Here is a 17124-nt window from a genome sequence, read left to right as displayed (position 1 = left end):
GGCCGCGCTCACACCGTCGTGGGGAAGGCCTGCTCCGTCCAGATGGTCTTGCCGGAGCGGGTGTAGCGCGTACCCCACCTCTGGACGAGCTGCGCGACGATGAACAGGCCGCGCCCGCCTTCGTCCTCCTCGCCGCTGTGGCGCAGGTGGGGCGAGGTGTGGCCCCGGTCCGCGACCTCGCACAACAGGGTGCGGTCACGGATGAGACGCAGCTGGATCGGGCCCTCGGCGTACCTGACCGCGTTGGTGACCAGCTCGCTGACGACGAGTTCGGTCGCGAACGCCAGTTCCTCGAGGCCCCATTGGTGCAGCTGCCGGGTCGCCAGCTCCCGGGCCTCTCCGGGGGCGACGGGCTCCGCGGGCAACTCCCATTCGGTGACCTGCGCGGTGTCGAGCTCGCGGGTCCGCACGAGCAGCAGGGCGGTGTCGTCGGCCGTCGAGCCACTCGGCAGCAATTCCGCCACGGCGCGGTCGCACAGTTCCTCCAGCGAGGCGTGCCGGTCGCTGAGCACCTGGCCCAGGGTGTCGAACCCGTGATCGATGTCGCGGTCGCGCGCCTCGACCAGGCCGTCGGTGAAGAGAGCGAGGAGGCTGCCCACCGGCAGCTCGATCTCCGCCGACTCGAACGGCAGACCGCCGAGGCCGAGCGGCGGTCCTGCCGGCAGGTCGGGAAAGGTCGGCGGGCCCTCCGGGGTGACCACGGCCGGCGGCAGATGCCCGGCCCTGGCCATCACGCAGCGCCGCGACACCGGGTCGTACACCGCGTACAGACAAGTCGCCCCGGTGGTCACATCGGCGTACGTCCCGTCGGGTGTGCCCAGCTCGCTGCGCTGTTCCTCCGCGGTCTGCGCCACCAGATCGTCGAGCCGCGAAAGCAGCTCGACGGGGTCCATGTCCATCTGGGCGAACGCGCGCACGGTCGTACGGAGCCGGCCCATGGTGGCGGCCGCTTGCAGGCCGTGACCCACCACGTCCCCGACCACGAGCCCCACGCGGGTGCCGGACAGCGGGATGACGTCGAACCAGTCGCCGCCGACGCCCGTCACGTCGTCCGTGGGCAGATAGCGGTGCGCGACCTCGACCGCCGACTGCTCGGGAAGGTGCCGCGGCAGCAACTGGCGCTGCAGGGCGAGAGACGCGGTGCGCTCACGGGTGAACCGGCGGGCGTTGTCGATGGATACCGCCGTACGGGCGACCAGTTCGTCGGCCAGGGCCACTTCGCCGCTGTCGAAGGTGGCCGCTCCGGTGTCGCGGACGAAGGTGACGAGTCCCAGCGTGCTGTTCCCGGCCCGCAGCGGCACGACCAGGACTGTGTCGTCGAGCACGAGCCCGCCCGAGGAGAGGCTGCGGTGCTGCGGCGAGCCGGGCGGGTACTCCACCGGCGGGTGGCTCGCGGGGGGAGCGGCGCGCCCGCGATGGGCGGGACCGCGTTCACTGGGCCCGCAGTGCGAAGGATGACCCCCCGGCTCCAGCCGTTCGGCTTCGTCGGCCGAGCAGCGGGCGACCCGCACCAGGGACGACGCCGCCGCGCCGAAGGTGGCGGGCACCTCGCCGTCGAGGACCGCCCGGGCGAGGTCGACCGTCACCGTGGTGGCGAACTCCGGCACCGCCACCTCGGTGATCTTCTCGGCGGTGACCCGCACGTCGAGGGCGGTCCCGATCCCGCGGCCCGCCTCGACGAGCAGCGCCAGACGCCGCTGGGCCTTGTAGCGGTCGGAGATGTCGAAAGCGTCCTCGCAGACCCCGATGACACGGCCGTCGGCGTCCTGGAGCCGGTAGTAGGCACACGACCAGAGGTGGTCCGTTTCCGGGTCGCTGGGCGGCCTGCCCTTGAAGTGCAGGTCCAGGAACGGCTCCCCGGTGTCCAGGACGTGCCGCATGACCGCTTCGAGAGTGGGCGGATGCCCCTTGCTCACGAATGTTCCGCCGGAGTACAGCTGATCGGCCCGAAGGCCCCGGAACTCGGCGAACGGTCGCCCTATCTCGCGCTCGTACGCCACGTTGCACCAGGTCAGACGCAGATCGGTGTCGTAGATGCCCAGACCGACGGGTGACTGGGTGGCGAGGCCCTGCAGCAGGGCGAGACGGGATTCCCACTGCCGCAGATCCTGCAGCTCCGTCGCGACGAGGACGCGTGCGGCCGGGCCCGCGCCGGGCAGGGGGCACACCGCGGTGGCGACGATCAGGTCGCGCCCGTCCTGATGCCGGGCGACGTGCAACTCGTTCCCCCGGAACTCGGTGGGGAGCGGGAGGAAGGAGGGCGTCGGGCCGGGGGACAGGAACGTGGTCAGGGGTTTGCCGACGATCTCCTGCGGCGGGTAACCGAGGAGCCGCTGCGCCGCCGGGCTCCAGCCGATGACCGTGTCCTGGGCATCGACGACCACCGTGGCCGCCCTGGTGACGTCGAGGGGACCACGAAATTCAGCACCCTGCTCCTCGTTCCATGCCTTCATGGCGCCACATCAGCCCCGTTCATCCCCTACAGAATCCGCTGTCCCCGGGGCGGGCACAACTGCGGTGCACCCGCTCGGCGAAACCGCGGGCTCCGCGCACCCGCAGGTTTGTCCTGTGGTTCGCGCAGGAGAGAGGGATCTTGTCCCGTCGGCAGCCGGGTGATTACCTGCTGCACGTCCCTCGCCCGGACGCCCCCGAACGCGGAAGGTGCCCCCTCCCCATGCCCACCCCCCTGCCGATCGGCCTGGTGCAGGCGCCCGCCTTCCACCACGCCGACGACAGCCTCGACACGTTCGCGGACCAGCTGCGCCGCCTGGCCCGCGCCTACCCCGGAGTGCGCCTTTTCGCGTTCCCGGAGCTGCACGTGTGCGGCCACCGGCCGGACGAGGACCCGGAGCGGGTCATGACCGCGGCCGCACAGGACATCGACGGGCCCAGGGGCAGGACGCTGGCAGGACTGGCCCGTGAACTCGGACTGTGGCTCATCCCCGGAAGCGTGTACGAGCGCGCTGCCGACGGCCAGATCTACAACACGGCACCGGTGTACTCGCCCGACGGGCGGCGCGTCGCCGAATACCGCAAGGTGTTCCCCTGGCTTCCCTACGAGACGACGGCGGCGGGCAGCAGCTTCGTCGTCTTCGACCTGGAGGGCCACGGGCGCGTGGGGCTGTCGATCTGCTACGACGCGTGGTTCCCGGAGGTCACGCGCCACCTGGCGTGGCAGGGCACCGACCTCGTGGTGAATCTGGTGCGCACACCGACCGTCGACCGCGCCCAGGAACTCGTCCTCGCCCGCGCCAACGCGATCGTCAACCAGGTGTTCCTCGCGAGCGTGAACGCGGCGCCCCCGGACGGCATCGGCCGCAGCGTCGTCGTGGACCCCGAGGGCCGGGTCCGCGCCGAGTCGGGTCCCGAACCGGAGATCGTCGTGACGGACGTCCTCGATCTCACCGAGGCCCGCCGGGTCCGCACCTACGGCACGGCGGGCCTCACCCGGGTCTGGGACCCGTTCCCCCACGACCGCCCGCCCCTCGAACTCCCGCTGTACGAGGGCCGGATCGACCCGTCGCGCTGGCGCGACGGGCCGCGGGAGACCTGATCGGACGGGCCGCCTCGGTCGCGCGGTCACCGTGTGCGTGGGCGGCGCGTATCTGCTGGTGCTGCTGGTACGGGAGAGCCGCCGGGGGGCCTAGGCCAGGGCATGGTACTCCGCGGTCCGATGGCCGAATTGACCCCCTGTGAGGACACGGCACCTAAGCGACATGTTTGCATGTGTCCATGATCATTAACGCACAGCAAATATCGGGACCGCAGACGTACGTGGACCGCGTCCTGGAGCAGTGGCACACCGACGAGGACGCCGAGGCGCTCGTCCAGGGTGCCGAGCGGCTGACCCGGGCGCAGGCGCGGCGGCGGCTGTTCCGGTTGGGGCACGCGCTGCGTCGCCAAGGGCTCGTAGCGGGCGACGGGGTGGGGCTGTTCCTGGCCAACCGTGTGGACTCCGTCCTGGTCCAGCTCGCGGTCCATCTCATCGGCTGCCGCGTCGTGTTCCTGCCGCCCGAACCCGGGCCCGGGGAGCTCGCCGCGCTGGTCGAGCAGTCCCGGGCGCGCGCCGTGGTCACCGACCCGCTCTTCTCCGAGCGCGCCGCTGACGCGGCGGAACGCAGCGTCCACGCCCCCGTGCTGCTCAGCCTCGGGCCCTGCGAACAGCGGTGCACGGACCTGCTGGCGGTGGCGGCCGAATGCCCCGCGGAGCGCCCCGAGGGGGTGCCCGCCCCGGGTCCCGACGACGCCGTCACCGTCCTCTACACCGGAGGCACCCTGGGCCGCCCCAAGCTCGCCGCACACAGTCACCGGCTGTACGACGCACTGGTGGACCTGGCGGAGGGCCGAGAGGGAACGAGCCCCGCCGTCTTCCCGTCCGCGAACCCGGGCACGGACCGGGTGCTCGCCTCCACACTGCTCACCCACGGCAGCGGCCACCTCACCTCGGTGCAGGCCCTGGTGACAGGTGCCGCCCTCGTCGTGCTGCCCGAGTTCGAGGCGAGCGCGGCCCTGACGGTGCTGCGCGAGGAGCGGATCACCGCCACCATGTTCGTGCCGCCGATGCTGTACGCGCTGCTCGACCACCCGGAGTGCGTGCCGGGCGCCCTCCCCGCGCTGCAGCGGATCGTCGTGGGCGGCGCGGCCTCCTCGCCCAGCCGTCTGCAGCAGGCGGTCGAGGTCTTCGGGCCGGTCCTCAGCCAGGGCTACGGACAGTCGGAGGCGCTCGGCATCGCCGCGTTCGGCGCCGACGACCTCGCCTCTCAGGCGGCTCGCCGGCCCGAGCTCTGGCGCAGCTGCGGGCGCGCGATATCCGACACCGAGATCGAGATCCGCGGTGAGGACAGCACGGCCGCACTGCCCGCCCGGCAGGTCGGCGAGGTGTGTGTCCGGGGCGAGACGGTGATGCTCGGCTACTACGAGGACCCGGAGCGCACCGCGCAGGCGCTGCACGAAGGCTGGCTGCGCACGGGGGACCTGGGCTACCTCGACGCCGACGGGTACCTCTTTCTCGTCGACCGCGCCAAGGACATCATCGTCACCGGCAGCACCAGCGACAACGTCTACTCCAGGGTCCTCGAGGACTTCCTGCTCACCCTGCCCGGGGTGCGCAACGCGGCGGCTCTCGGCGTACCGGACGAGGAGTTCGGGGAGGCCGTGCAGATCTTCCTGGCCACGGCGGAGGGCGCCGACGTCGACCCGGACGCCGTCGGCGCGGCGGTGACCGCCGAGTTGGGGGAGCTCTACACGCCCCGCAAGACGGTCCTCCTCGACCGGCTGCCGACGACCAAGGTCGGCAAGGTGGACAAGAAGGCGCTGCGCGCCGCGTGGACGGGCGAGGCTCTGGCCACGATGTAGACCCCGCCGTCGCCGGGGGCACGGAACGCCCGAACGCGGTGCGGTGCGGTGCTCCCGGCGACCGGACCCCCTTGACCTCGGTGGCTCCGGCCAACTAGTTTGCGGTGGCCATCGACCTGTACCGGACGAAAGGGGGCGACCCGGCGGATGAACACCAGCTCTGATCTCGGTCGCCTCGCCCAGCGCACTGTCTGGGTTCCGGGTCGGATCGCGCACGGCGCCTGAGTACGCCTTCACGGCGCCCGAGTACGCCCTTCTGATGTGCCCGTCCGTGGCACATGCGTGCCTGCTGTCCGCAGCGCGTCAACGTCGGCCCTCTCGGGCGCCGTTCGCGTACCCCATCACCACCTCATCAGCTCACCCCCGCCTTCCGGCACGTCCCTGCCGCGTGCTGTCGTGCGCCCCTCTTGCGTGGCGCGTCTGAACACAGAAAGCTGCCTGAAATTGGCGAACATGATGAATCGGATGAATCAGATGAAACGGATGGATCAACCGATCACGCATCGAAGTGAAGGCCTGTCATGACAGCGGCGCGGATCACCGTCAACGGGAAAGAAACACCGCTCTCCCCGGCTGCGTCCCACACCTCGGCGCTGGACTTCCTGCGCGAACGTGGGCTCACCGGCGCCAAGGAGGGATGCGCCGAGGGCGAATGCGGTGCCTGTTCGGTCCTGGTGGCCCGTCCCGGGGTGAACAAGCCGACCGACTGGGTGGCGATCAACGCCTGCCTGGTCCCGGCCGCCGCCCTGGACGGGCAGGAGATCGTCACCTCCGAGGGTCTGGCCACCGTCGGCGAACCCGGCACACCGCGCACGCTGCACCCGGTGCAGGAGGAGATGGCGGTCCGCGGCGGCTCCCAATGCGGGTACTGCACACCGGGGTTCATCTGCAGCATGGCCGCCGAGTACTACCGCCCTGACCGGTGCGCGCACGCGGCTTCGACGGACTCGGTCGCGAGCGACGGCTCGTTCGGCGACACCGACACCGACACCGACACCGACGCCGACGCCGAGCACGGTCCGAACGGGTTCGACCTCCACGCGCTGAGCGGAAACCTGTGCCGCTGCACCGGCTATCGCCCGATCCGCGATGCCGCGTTCGCCGTCGGCACGCCCACCGACGAGGACCTGCTTGCGCAGCGCCGTGAGCAGTCCCCGCCCCCGCCGGTCGCCACCGAGTACACCCGTGAGGGCAAGGCGTTTCTGCGGCCGGACACTCTGGCGGACGTACTGCGGCTGCTGCGTGAGCGGCCCGACGCGGTGGTGGTCGCCGGTTCCACCGACTGGGGCGTGGAGGTCAACATCCGCTCCCGCAGGGCGGATTGTGTGGTCGCCGTCGACCGGCTGCCCGAACTGCGGGAACTGCGCGTCGCATCCGACCACGTCGAGATCGGGGCGGCACTGACGCTCACCGAGATCGAGCGCCGCCTCGACGGCCAAGTCCCACTGCTGGGAAAGTTGTTCCCGCAGTTCGCGTCCCGGCTCATCCGCAACAGCGCGACCCTCGGCGGCAACCTGGGCACCGGCTCTCCCATCGGCGACAGCCCGCCGGCGCTGCTCGCGCTGGAGGCCTCCGTGGTCCTCGCCGACGCCGACGGCGAGCGCGAGGTCCCGCTGGCGGACTACTTCACCGGATACCGGCAGAGCGTGCGCCGTCCCGGCGAGCTGATCCGCGCGGTGCGCTTTCCCCTGCCCCTGTCGCCGGTCGTGGGCTTCCACAAGATCGCCAAGCGGCGTTTCGACGACATCTCCAGCGTCGCGGTCGCTTTCGCGCTCGACATCGAGGGCGGGCTCGTACGCAAGGCGCGCATCGGCCTGGGCGGCGTGGCGGCCACGCCGATCCGTTCCCTCGCCACCGAGGCGGCCCTTCAGGGCAAGCCGTGGTCGGCGGAGACCGTCGAAGCCGCCGCCCGCGTCCTGCGGGCGGAGGGCACGCCGATGAACGATCACCGCGCAAGTGCCCTTTACCGTTCCGCGATGCTCGGCCAGAGCCTGCTGAAGCTGTACGCACAAACCACCGAGGGTGTGTCGTCATGAGCCATCTGTCCGAGCGCCCCGAGAAGCCCGTCGTCGGCGTTTCCGTGCCGCACGAGAGTGCCGTCCTGCACGTCACCGGCAGCGCGCTCTACACCGACGACCTGATCCACCGCACCAAGGACGTGCTGCACGCCTACCCGGTCCAGGCCACCAAGGCCCACGGCAGGATCACCGCGCTGCGCACCGCACCCGCACTCGACGTGCCGGGCGTGGTGCGCGTCCTGACCGGCGCGGATGTTCCCGGCGTCAACGACGCCGGAATGAAGCACGACGAACCGCTCTTCCCCGACGTGGTGATGTTCCATGGTCACGCGGTCGCCTGGGTGCTCGCCGAGACGTTGGAGGCGGCCCGGCTGGGCGCGGCGGCCGTCGAGGTGGAACTCGACGAACAGCCCTCCCTGATCACTCTTCAGGACGCGATCGCGGCCGACAGTTTTCACGGTGCCCGGCCCATGATGCTGGCCGGCGACATCGAGGCCGGCTTCGCCGACTCCGCGCACGTGTTCACCGGCGAGTTCCAGTTCTCCGACCAGGAACATTTCTACCTGGAGACGCACGCAGCACTGGCCCACGTCGACGAGGCCGAGCAGGTCTTCGTCCAGAGCAGCACCCAGCACCCCTCGGAGACCCAGGAGATCGTCGCGCACGTACTCGGTCTGCACAGCCACGAGGTGACCGTGCAGTGCCTGCGCATGGGCGGCGGCTTCGGCGGCAAGGAGATGCAGCCGCACGGGTTCGCGGCCATCGCCGCACTCGGCGCCAAGCTCACCGGCCGCCCGGTACGGCTGCGGCTCAACCGGACGCAGGACCTGACCATGTCCGGCAAGCGCCACGGTTTCCACGCCCAGTGGAAGATCGGCTTCGACACCGAGGGCCGCATCCAGGCCCTCGACGCCCAGTTGACCGCCGACGGCGGCTGGAGCCTGGACCTGTCCGAGCCGGTGGTGGCTCGTGCGCTGTGCCACATCGACAACACCTACTGGATTCCCCACGCGCGCGTCACCGGCCGCATCGCCAAGACCAACAAGGCGTCCAACACCGCCTTCCGGGGTTTCGGCGGGCCGCAGGGGATGCTGGTGATCGAGGACATCATGGGCCGGTGCGCGCCGCTGCTGGGCCTGGATCCGACGGAGTTGCGCGAACGCAACTTCTACCGGCCGGGCCAGTTGACGCCGTACGGCCAGCCCGTCGCGCAGCCCGAGCGGATCTCCGACGTCTGGGAGCAGGTCAAGCACACCGGCGATCTCGCCGGGCGCAGGCGCGAGATCGCCGCCTTCAACGCCGCGCACCCCCACACCAAACGGGCACTCGCGATCACCGGCGTGAAGTTCGGGATCTCGTTCAACCTCACCGCCTTCAACCAGGGCGGCGCGCTGGTCCTGATCTACAAGGACGGCTCGGTCCTGATCAACCACGGCGGCACCGAGATGGGGCAGGGCCTGCACACCAAGATGCTGCAGGTGGCGGCGACCACCCTGGGCATCCCCCTGCACAAGGTACGGCTCGCTCCCACACGCACCGACAAGGTCCCCAACACCTCCGCCACGGCGGCGAGTTCCGGAGCGGACCTCAACGGCGCGGCGGTGAAGAACGCCTGCCACCAGTTGCGCGAGCGCCTGTTGCAGGTGGCCGCGACCCAGTTGGGGTCGAGCGCCGCGGACGTACGCATCGTCGACGGGGTCGCCCGCAGTCTGGGCAGCGACAAGGAGCTGGCCTGGGACGACCTGGTACGCACCGCGTACTTCCAGCGGGTTCAGCTCTCGGCGGCCGGTTTCTACCGCACCGAGGGTCTGCACTGGGACGCGAAGTCCTTCAGCGGCTCCCCGTTCAAGTACTTCGCCATCGGCGCCGCCGCGGCCGAGGTGGAGGTGGACGGCTTCACCGGCGCGTACCGCGTCCGACGCGTGGACATCGTGCACGACGTCGGCGACAGCCTGTCCCCGATGATCGACATCGGTCAGGCCGAGGGCGGGTTCGTGCAGGGCGCGGGGTGGCTGACGCTCGAGGACCTGCGCTGGGACACCGGTGACGGGCCGGGTCGTGGCCGACTGCTGACCCAGGCCGCCAGCACCTACAAGCTGCCGAGCTTCTCGGAGATGCCCGAGGAGTTCAACGTGGCGCTCATGGAGAACGCCACCGAAGAGGGCGCGGTGTACGGGTCCAAGGCGGTGGGTGAGCCCCCGCTGATGCTGGCGTTCTGCGTACGGGAAGCGTTGCGGCAGGCCGCCGCCGCGTTCGGGCCGAGCGGGATCAGCGTCGAGCTGGCCTCGCCCGCGACGCCGGAGGCGGTGTACTGGGCGATCGAGGCTGCCCGCCGGGCTCGCCGGGATGACGTTGCCCGCGAAGGGCTCGCCCACGACGGCGAGCTCCGGGCCGACGTAAAAACGTTGAGCGGTGCCTGACATGACGTGGATCGCCGCGGTCGCGCGGTTGCGGGCACGCCGGGAGCCCGGCGTCCTTGTGACCGTCGCGTCCGTGCGCGGACATGCCCCGCGCGATGCCGGTGCGAAGCTCGTGGTGGGGGAGAGGGAGGCGTGGGGCTCGATCGGTGGCGGCAATGTCGAGGCCGTCGCGATCGACCGGGCCCGGGAGATGATCGCCACGTCCCTGTCCACTTCCGCGCCCATGTCCGCGCCGGAGCCGGAGCTGATCGATTTCGCGCTGAACGACAAGGTGACCAACCGGCATGGCGTGCAGTGCTGCGGCGGCACGGTCTCGGTGCTGCTCGAACCGCTGGCGGTGGTACGGGCCGTGGCGATCTTCGGCGTAGGACACGTCGGCCTGGAGCTGGCGCGCATCCTGGCACGTCAGGACCTGGACCTGCATCTGATCGACACCCGCTCCGACATCCTCACCGAGGAGCGCCTCGGTGTGCTGGCGGACGCGGTGGCACAGGTACATGTGCACCACACCCCGCTGCTGCCCGAGGAAGTTCTGGAGGAGTTGCCGCGCGGCACCCACGTCCTGATCATGACCCATGATCACGCCGAGGACGCCGCGCTGTGCGACGCCGCCTTGCGCACCTCCCGCCTCGGCTCCATCGGTTTGATCGGGTCGGCGGCCAAGTGGGTGCGCTTCCGCCACCGCCTCACCACCGAGGGCGGTCATGACGAGGCCACCATCGGCCGGATCAAGACCCCGATCGGCCTCGCGGACGTCACCGGCAAGGAACCCGCGACCATCGCGGTGAGTGTCGCGGCGGATCTGCTGCGGACTTTCGAGTCCGAGGGAACTTGACCTGACCTGGTCCTACGGCGACGGGGGCAGCCCGGGGGAGCGCAGCACGAGCAGGGTGATCTCGCTGGGGGCGAAGACGCGGAAGGGCGGGCCCCAGAATCCGGTGCCACGGCTCGTGTAGAGGAGGGTGCGGCTGCCGTGGCGGCTGAGGCCCGCGAGGGCGGGCTGGTCGAGGCGGACCAGGTGGTGGAAGGGCCAGATCTGGCCGCCGTGGGTGTGGCCGGAGAGCTGGAGATCGATGCCGTCGGCTGCCGCCCGGTCGATGAACTTGGGCTGGTGGGCCAGGAGCAGTACGGGCAGTGCGGGGTCGGCGCCGTCCAGTGCTCCGGCGAGGTGGGCGCGGTGCCCGGCCAGGCCGGAGGACTCGGCGGTGACGTCGTCGACGCCGGCGACCACGAGCGTGTCACCGCCGCGTTCGAACAGCAGATGGCGGTTGCGCAGCGGCTCCCACCCCAGCTCGTCCATCAGGTCGACCCAGCCTTGGGCCTCGCTGTAGTACTCGTGGTTGCCGGTGACGTAGACCTTCGCCCGGGTGGCCCGCACGGTGGCGAGCGGTGCGGCCTGGGCGCGACGGCGTTCGGCCGTGCCGTCCGCGATGTCGCCGGTGTGGCAGACGAGATCGGCCTCCAGGGTGTTCACCGTCTCGCAGACCTTCGCCGACCAGCGTGCGCGGTCGAGCGGGCCGTAGTGGGTGTCGGTGATGAGGGCGACGCGGGTGCCGTCCAATCCGGCCCCCAGCCTGGGCAGTTCCACGTCGAGACGGCGCACCCGAGGCACCCGGCGCGCCTCGGCGTACCCCCAGGCGAGGAGCACGGCGGTGACACCGAGGACCGCCCACGTGACGATCCGGGCCCGGTCCTGGCCCTCGCCGACGCCGGTCACGGTCAGGGCGAGGCGCAGCAGGAGGCCGAGCAGGACGGACCAGGTGAACAGGACCCAGGCGGCGCCCAGCAGGGTGTCCCCGACGATCGCCGCCCGGTCCTGCTGGCGTCGCCCGTGGCCGCGCATCATCGCGATCGGCATACCGACCAGGCCGAGGGCGAACAGGGCGGTGCCGCCCAGAGCGACGGGCAGCGGCCAGCGCTGGCCGGTGTGCAACAGCACCCAGCAGGGCACGGCCCACAGCAGGACGGGTGCGACCAAGGGGATGTAGCGCATCAGGCGGCGCAGCGGACTGTGCTGAGCCGTGTGCGCCGCACTGTCGGCGGGTGGGGTTGGGGCGGGTTGGGTTTCGCTGGTGTCGGTCACGCGTGCCCTTCTCAAGCAACCAGGCTGCCGTCGCGCGCACTGTATCCGGTCGGGTCCGGGCCGCTCAGAGGGGCCGGGTCCGGGCAGTGGTGGAGTCGAGGCGAGGGTGCTGATGCGGTGCATGCGGCAGGGGCGGCATCCGAAACGGATGCCGCCCCTCAAGTGACTGACCGGAAGTTACTTGACGTTGACGCCGGTCCAGGCAGCGGCCACGCGCTTGTACTCGGTGGAAGTCGCGCCGTACAGGTCCTTCGCGGCGCGCAGCGTGCCCTTGCGGGCCGCCTTGTAGTCGGTGGTCGACGTGAAGTACGTCGTCAGGGCCTTGTACCAGATCTTCTCGGCCTTGCCGCGTCCGATGCCCAGCACCTTGGAGCCATCAGCGGTGGGCGAGTTGTACTTGACGCCGTTGATCTCCTTCTTGCCGCTGCCCTCGGACAGCAGGTAGAAGAAGTGGTTGGCGATGCCCGAGGAGTAGTGGACGTCGACATTGCCGGCGTTGGCGCTCCACTTGTCCAGGGAGTCGCCGTCCTTGCTGGGCTTGTCCATGTAACGCAGCGGGGTGCCGTTCCCGTTGATGTCGATCTTCTCGCCGATGAGGTAGTCACCGACGTCCTTGGGGTTCTTGGCCTTGAACTCCACGGCAGTGGCGAAGATGTCCGAGGTGGCCTCGTTCAGGCCGCCGGACTCGCCGTTGTACTCCATGTTGCCGGTGGCCGAGGTGACGCCGTGCGTCATCTCGTGCGCCGCGACGTCGATCGAGGTGAGGGGCTTCTTGTTGCCCTCACCGTCGCCGTACGTCATGCAGAAGCAGCTGTCGTCCCAGAAGGCGTTGACGTAGTTGTTGCTGAAGTGGACCCGCGAGCTCGCGCCCTTGCCGTCGCCGTTGATGCCCTTGCGGCCGTGGACGGACTTGTAGTAGTCCCAGGTGAGCTGGGCGCCGTAGGCGGCGTCGACGGCGGCGGTCTGCGCGCTCGTGGGCTTGCCGTTGCCCCAGACGTCGTTGGCGTCCTTGAAGAGCTTGCCGGTGCCGCTCTCCGCGTGCTTCATGTCGTAGGTGCGGTGGTTGCCGCGGGCCTTGTCGGTCAGCTCGTAGCCGCTCGCCACCTTCTTGGAGCCGACCTTGACCTTGCCGCTGTACTGGCTGTTGCCGGTGCCGTTCTCGATGGCCTGGTACTCGTACAGCTTCTTGCCCGTCGCGGCGTCCGTGATGACGTGGAGCCTGCTGGGGGTGCCGTCCTTCTGCACGCCCGTGACGACGGTTTCGTACGCGAGGACGGGCTTGCCTGAGGCGGCCCAGATCACCTTGCGCGGCGACTGCGCGTCGGCCTTGGCGGTCTTCGCCTTCGCGGCGGTCGACTCGGCCGACTTGGCGACGGAGGACTTGCCGAGCTTCGCGTCCGTCGAGGCGACCTTCACCGTGGCCTCGGTGGCCTTGGTGACGCTCTTCACCTCGCCGCTCTTGGCGGTGTGCACGACGAGGTCGCCGCCGAGGACGGGCAGGCCCTCGTAGGTGCGCTCGTAGCGGGTGTGCGTGGTGCCGTCGGCGTCCTTGACGACGTCGCGCACGACCAGCTTCTCCTTCGCGCCGAGGCCGATCCGCTCGGCGGTCGCCGATCTCTCGTCGCTCGCGTCCTGAAGGAGGTCCGCGCGGGCCGACACCGAGAGGGCGACGGGAGAGCCGGACGGCGCGTCGTCCTTGTCCGGCTGGGCGGAGGCGCCGGTGCTCAGTCCGGCGGTGAGCAGCGCCCCGGCGGCAACGGCGGTGGCGATCGCGAGCGTCGAACGCTTACGGGATATATCAGAGGTCACGCGGGCTCCATCTGTGGGGGCCCGGGAGGCATGGAGGGCCGCCCGGAGCAGAAAATGACGCGGTGCGGGCGTGCAGCATGTTGCTGAACGTGCAGCGTGTTGCGGGGAAGAGTGTCATTTAAACCAGGTACATGTCAGCATTTTGGCTGGATGTTGGCCGGATATGATCCGTTGAGCGGTGGTCGACATACGCAATGCGAACATGTCATGAACGCGTGAGGCATCGGCAACGCGCGCTCCACGCCGCGGAGTTGTTCGCGTCGGTCGTGGGCGCGCACGGCGCCGTGAGTGGGTGAGTGAGCGGGTGAGTGGTCAACGCTGATCCAAAAGAGAGTAGTTGACCGTGCTTTATGCTCCTGAGCATGCGAGATGACGAGGGATCCGGTCGCATCACCCTGGCGCAGGTGGCCCAGGAGGCGGGGGTCTCCCTTTCGACTGTGTCGAAGGTGCTCAACGGGCGGCGCGACGTGGCAGCTCCGACCCGCGTGAAGGTGGAGCGCATCCTGGACGAGAACGCCTACCGACGCACCACGAGGGCCGCCCGCGAGGCCCCGCTCATCGAGCTCGTCTTCCACGAGTTGGAGAGTGTGTGGGCGCTGGAGCTCATCCGCGGGGTGGAGAAGGTGGCGAAGGCCGGCGGTGCGAGTGTGGTGCTCACCGAGAGCGGTACTCGGCAGGCGCCGGGGCCCGAATGGATCGAGGGTGTGCTGCAGCGCAGGCCGCTCGGCGTGGTCCTGGTCTTCTCGACCCTCCCCGGCGAGGTGAAGCAGCAATTGCGTTCACGTTCCATCCCGTTCGTCGTCATCGACCCGGCCGGAGACCCCGACCCGGACGTGCCCTCGGTGGGCTCGGCGAACTGGAGCGGTGGCCTGGCCGCCACCCGGCATCTGGTGCAGCTCGGCCACCGGCGCATCGGCATCATCACGGGTCCCGAGGACATGCTCTGCTCGCTGGCCCGGCTCGACGGCTACCGTTCGGCGCTCAGCATGGCCGGACTGCCGGCGGACCCCGAACTCGTCCGGTACGGCGACTTCCATGTCGAGGGCGGCCGTGAGCGGGCGGCCGAACTGCTCGACCTGGACGATCCGCCGACCGCGATCTTCGCAGGCAGCGACCTTCAGGCCCTGGGTGCCTTGGAGGCGGCCCGGCTGCGGGACCTGCGTGTCCCGCACGACCTGTCCGTGGTTGGCTATGACGACGTGCCCCTGGCCCAGTGGTCGAGTCCCCCGCTCACGACGGTCCACCAACCCCTGCGACAGATGGCCGAGGGAGCAGCGCAGATGCTGATGCGCCTGCGGTCGGAGGAGCCGGTGGCGACCAGACTCGAACTGGCGACGAGCCTGGTCGTGCGCGAGAGCACGGCGGAGTGCCGACGGGGCCGATGACGACCACGTCGTAGAACCGGCGGTGGTGACCTCGCACAGGGAGTCCCATGACGCTCCGAAAAACTTTCGTACGGCTCATCGATCTGATATCCGTCAGGCTGGCTGAATTCCGCTCCGCGTCATCAAATCAGCTTCTCATGCGCCCAGTTGAGCCCGTGAACAGGGGCGATGGCGTGCGGCGAGGACGGTCGCGGATCTGAAGTTTCGCTTCTCATGTCGAAACAGTTGACAGTGTTCAGGCCCAGCATCAACCTATCGACGTCGACACGCACCTCAATGGCTGTGCAGCCTCTCGCTGGCCCCACCAGGAGGAAGCATGAACTTGAGCGAGCCGCCCCCCGCACCCCCAATGAGCCGCCGCGCTTTCATCGGCACCGCGGGCGCCCTGGCACTCGGCGCCTCTGCGCTGACGCTGCCGGGCACCGCGTACGCGGACACGACCATCACGACCAACCAGACCGGCACCAACAACGGTTACTACTACTCGTTCTGGACCGACGCCCCCGGAACGGTCTCCATGACCCTGTCCTCCGGCGGCAGGTACAGCACCTCATGGCGCAACACCGGGAACTTCGTGGCCGGCAAAGGCTGGGCCAACGGCTCCCGGCGGACCGTGAACTACTCGGGCACCTTCGCCCCTTCAGGCAACGCCTATCTGACGCTCTACGGTTGGACGGCGAACCCGCTCGTCGAGTACTACATCGTCGACCACTGGGGCACCTACCGGCCCACCGGCGCGTACAAGGGCACCGTCACCAGTGACGGCGGCACCTATGACATCTACAGGACGACGCGGTACAACGCCCCGTCCGTCGAGGGCACACGCACCTTCGACCAGTACTGGAGCGTTCGGCAGTCGAAGCGCACGGGCGGAAGCATCACCACCGGCAACCACTTCGACGCGTGGAGCCGAGCCGGGATGCCCATGGGCAGCTTCAAGTACTACATGATCATGGCGACCGAGGGCTATCAGAGCAGCGGCAGTTCCAACATCACGGTGTACTGAGCGAGTTGGGAAGCCGCCTCGGTAATGGTTGCGGCGGTCGCGCCGCGAGCCTGGCCAGAGGGCCGGCAGCGCGAGTCCGCCGCACTTTCCTCGGCGGGTGCCGTGAACAGACCCACCTCGCGACGGCGCCGACAGCGTCAGCCGAAGGCGCCAGCAGAAAGAGCAGCAAGAGCAGCAACAGCTCCCGACCCAAGGTCACTGCGCCGCCAGTTGACTGTCTCACCCGCCCAAGCCGGAGGACCCCGTATGAGAATGCGCCCACCATGCTCGTCGCGTTCCCTGGTGGCAGGGCTGGCCGTCGCCACGATGGCCGGCGCATGCTCCCTCACCGTCAACACCTCCGCCTCGGCGCAGGGGTCCGCCTGCGCCGGTTACGTCGGCCTCACCTTCGACGACGGCCCGTCCGGCGACACGTCGGCTCTGCTCGACGTGCTGAAGCGGAACGGGTTACGCGCCACGATGTTCAACGAGGGGCAGCGCGCAGCCGGCAACCCGTCCCAGGTCCGCGCGCAGGTCGCCGCCGGCATGTGGGTCGGCAACCACAGCTACACCCACCCTCACCTGACCCGGCTCAGCCCGTCACAGATCGACTCGGAGATCTCCCGCACCCAGCAGGCCGTCGCCAACAGTGGAGGGGGCACACCCCGGCTGTTCCGTCCGCCGTACGGCGAGACCAACGCGACGGTGCAGACCGTCGCGGCCAAGTACGGCCTGACCCAGATCATCTGGGACGTGGATTCACAGGACTGGAACGGCGCCAGTGCTGATGCGATCGTGCAGGCCGCCGCGCGGCTCACCCACGGCCAGATCATCCTGATGCACGACTGGCCCGCCAACACACGCGCCGCCATCCCGCGTATCGCGCAGGGGCTGGCGGCTCGCGGTCTGTGCGCCGGCATGATCTCCCCGCAGACCGGCCGCGCAACGGCTCCGGTCTGAACCGCCGTAAGCCGGAGGTCCTGAACGACGGCGATACCAACGGCTGATCCGCTCGTCTTTCCGCCATAAAGCGGGGAGCCGACCGGGAACCCTTGACACGCTCTGCCCC

The 17124-nt window shown here is 69.9% G+C and carries 11 protein-coding genes; 8 read left to right on the top strand and 3 right to left on the bottom strand.

Going from position 1 to position 17124, the window contains the following annotated elements:
• Nucleotides 1-8: 8 nt before the first annotated feature.
• Complete coding sequence (locus ACWFRU_RS07420) at nucleotides 9-2453, bottom strand: SpoIIE family protein phosphatase (RefSeq protein ID WP_453685145.1); 2445 nt, start codon at nucleotides 2451-2453, stop codon at nucleotides 9-11.
• Between the two features lie 221 nt (nucleotides 2454-2674).
• Between ACWFRU_RS07420 and ACWFRU_RS07415 the strand changes: the two genes are divergently transcribed.
• From ACWFRU_RS07415 to xdhC, 5 genes are all read left to right on the top strand, one after another.
• Nucleotides 2675-3553 carry a carbon-nitrogen hydrolase family protein gene (locus ACWFRU_RS07415; RefSeq protein WP_453685144.1) on the top strand — a complete coding sequence of 293 codons (879 nt, stop codon included), beginning with the start codon at nucleotides 2675-2677 and terminating at the stop codon, nucleotides 3551-3553.
• Nucleotides 3554-3732: 179 nt separating this feature from the next.
• A complete protein-coding gene (locus ACWFRU_RS07410; protein WP_453685143.1) occupies nucleotides 3733-5355 on the top strand; it encodes a class I adenylate-forming enzyme family protein in 1623 nt (540 codons plus the stop codon).
• A gap of 521 nt (nucleotides 5356-5876) precedes the next feature.
• Entirely contained in the window at nucleotides 5877-7391 is a 1515-nt protein-coding gene (locus ACWFRU_RS07405; RefSeq protein WP_453685142.1) for a xanthine dehydrogenase small subunit, read from the top strand.
• Nucleotides 7388-9793: a xanthine dehydrogenase molybdopterin binding subunit gene (gene xdhB / locus ACWFRU_RS07400; RefSeq protein WP_453685141.1), complete on the top strand. Its 2406-nt coding sequence runs from the start codon at nucleotides 7388-7390 to the stop codon at nucleotides 9791-9793. The genes ACWFRU_RS07405 and xdhB overlap by 4 nt, the downstream gene beginning before the upstream one ends.
• A gap of 1 nt (nucleotide 9794) precedes the next feature.
• Complete coding sequence (xdhC, locus tag ACWFRU_RS07395) at nucleotides 9795-10628, top strand: xanthine dehydrogenase accessory protein XdhC (protein WP_453685285.1); 834 nt, start codon at nucleotides 9795-9797, stop codon at nucleotides 10626-10628.
• Between the two features lie 12 nt (nucleotides 10629-10640).
• Here the strand turns inward: xdhC and ACWFRU_RS07390 are convergent, their stop codons facing one another.
• Nucleotides 10641-11876 (bottom strand): metallophosphoesterase, encoded by a 1236-nt coding sequence (locus ACWFRU_RS07390; RefSeq protein WP_453685140.1) that lies wholly within the window; start codon nucleotides 11874-11876, stop codon nucleotides 10641-10643.
• 177 nt (nucleotides 11877-12053) lie between these two features.
• On the bottom strand, nucleotides 12054-13685 hold the full coding sequence (locus ACWFRU_RS07385) for a M4 family metallopeptidase (protein ID WP_453685139.1): 1632 nt from the start codon (nucleotides 13683-13685) through the stop codon (nucleotides 12054-12056).
• Between the two features lie 350 nt (nucleotides 13686-14035).
• Between ACWFRU_RS07385 and ACWFRU_RS07380 the strand changes: the two genes are divergently transcribed.
• The 3 genes from ACWFRU_RS07380 to ACWFRU_RS07370 all read left to right on the top strand — a co-directional run bounded on the left by ACWFRU_RS07380 (nucleotide 14036) and on the right by ACWFRU_RS07370 (nucleotide 17015).
• Nucleotides 14036-15070 (top strand): LacI family DNA-binding transcriptional regulator, encoded by a 1035-nt coding sequence (locus ACWFRU_RS07380; RefSeq protein WP_453685138.1) that lies wholly within the window; start codon nucleotides 14036-14038, stop codon nucleotides 15068-15070.
• A gap of 349 nt (nucleotides 15071-15419) precedes the next feature.
• Nucleotides 15420-16076, top strand: a complete 657-nt coding sequence (locus ACWFRU_RS07375) for a glycoside hydrolase family 11 protein (RefSeq protein WP_453685284.1) — start codon at nucleotides 15420-15422, stop codon at nucleotides 16074-16076.
• 252 nt (nucleotides 16077-16328) lie between these two features.
• Nucleotides 16329-17015, top strand: coding sequence for a polysaccharide deacetylase family protein (locus ACWFRU_RS07370; protein ID WP_453685137.1), 687 nt, complete (start codon nucleotides 16329-16331; stop codon nucleotides 17013-17015).
• The last annotated feature ends 109 nt before the right edge of the window (nucleotides 17016-17124 follow it).

The sequence above is a fragment of the Streptomyces sp. NPDC055099 genome (assembly GCF_053607685.1).
Note: the sequence above shows the minus strand (reverse complement) of the source record. Positions and strands in the feature narration are given on the sequence as shown.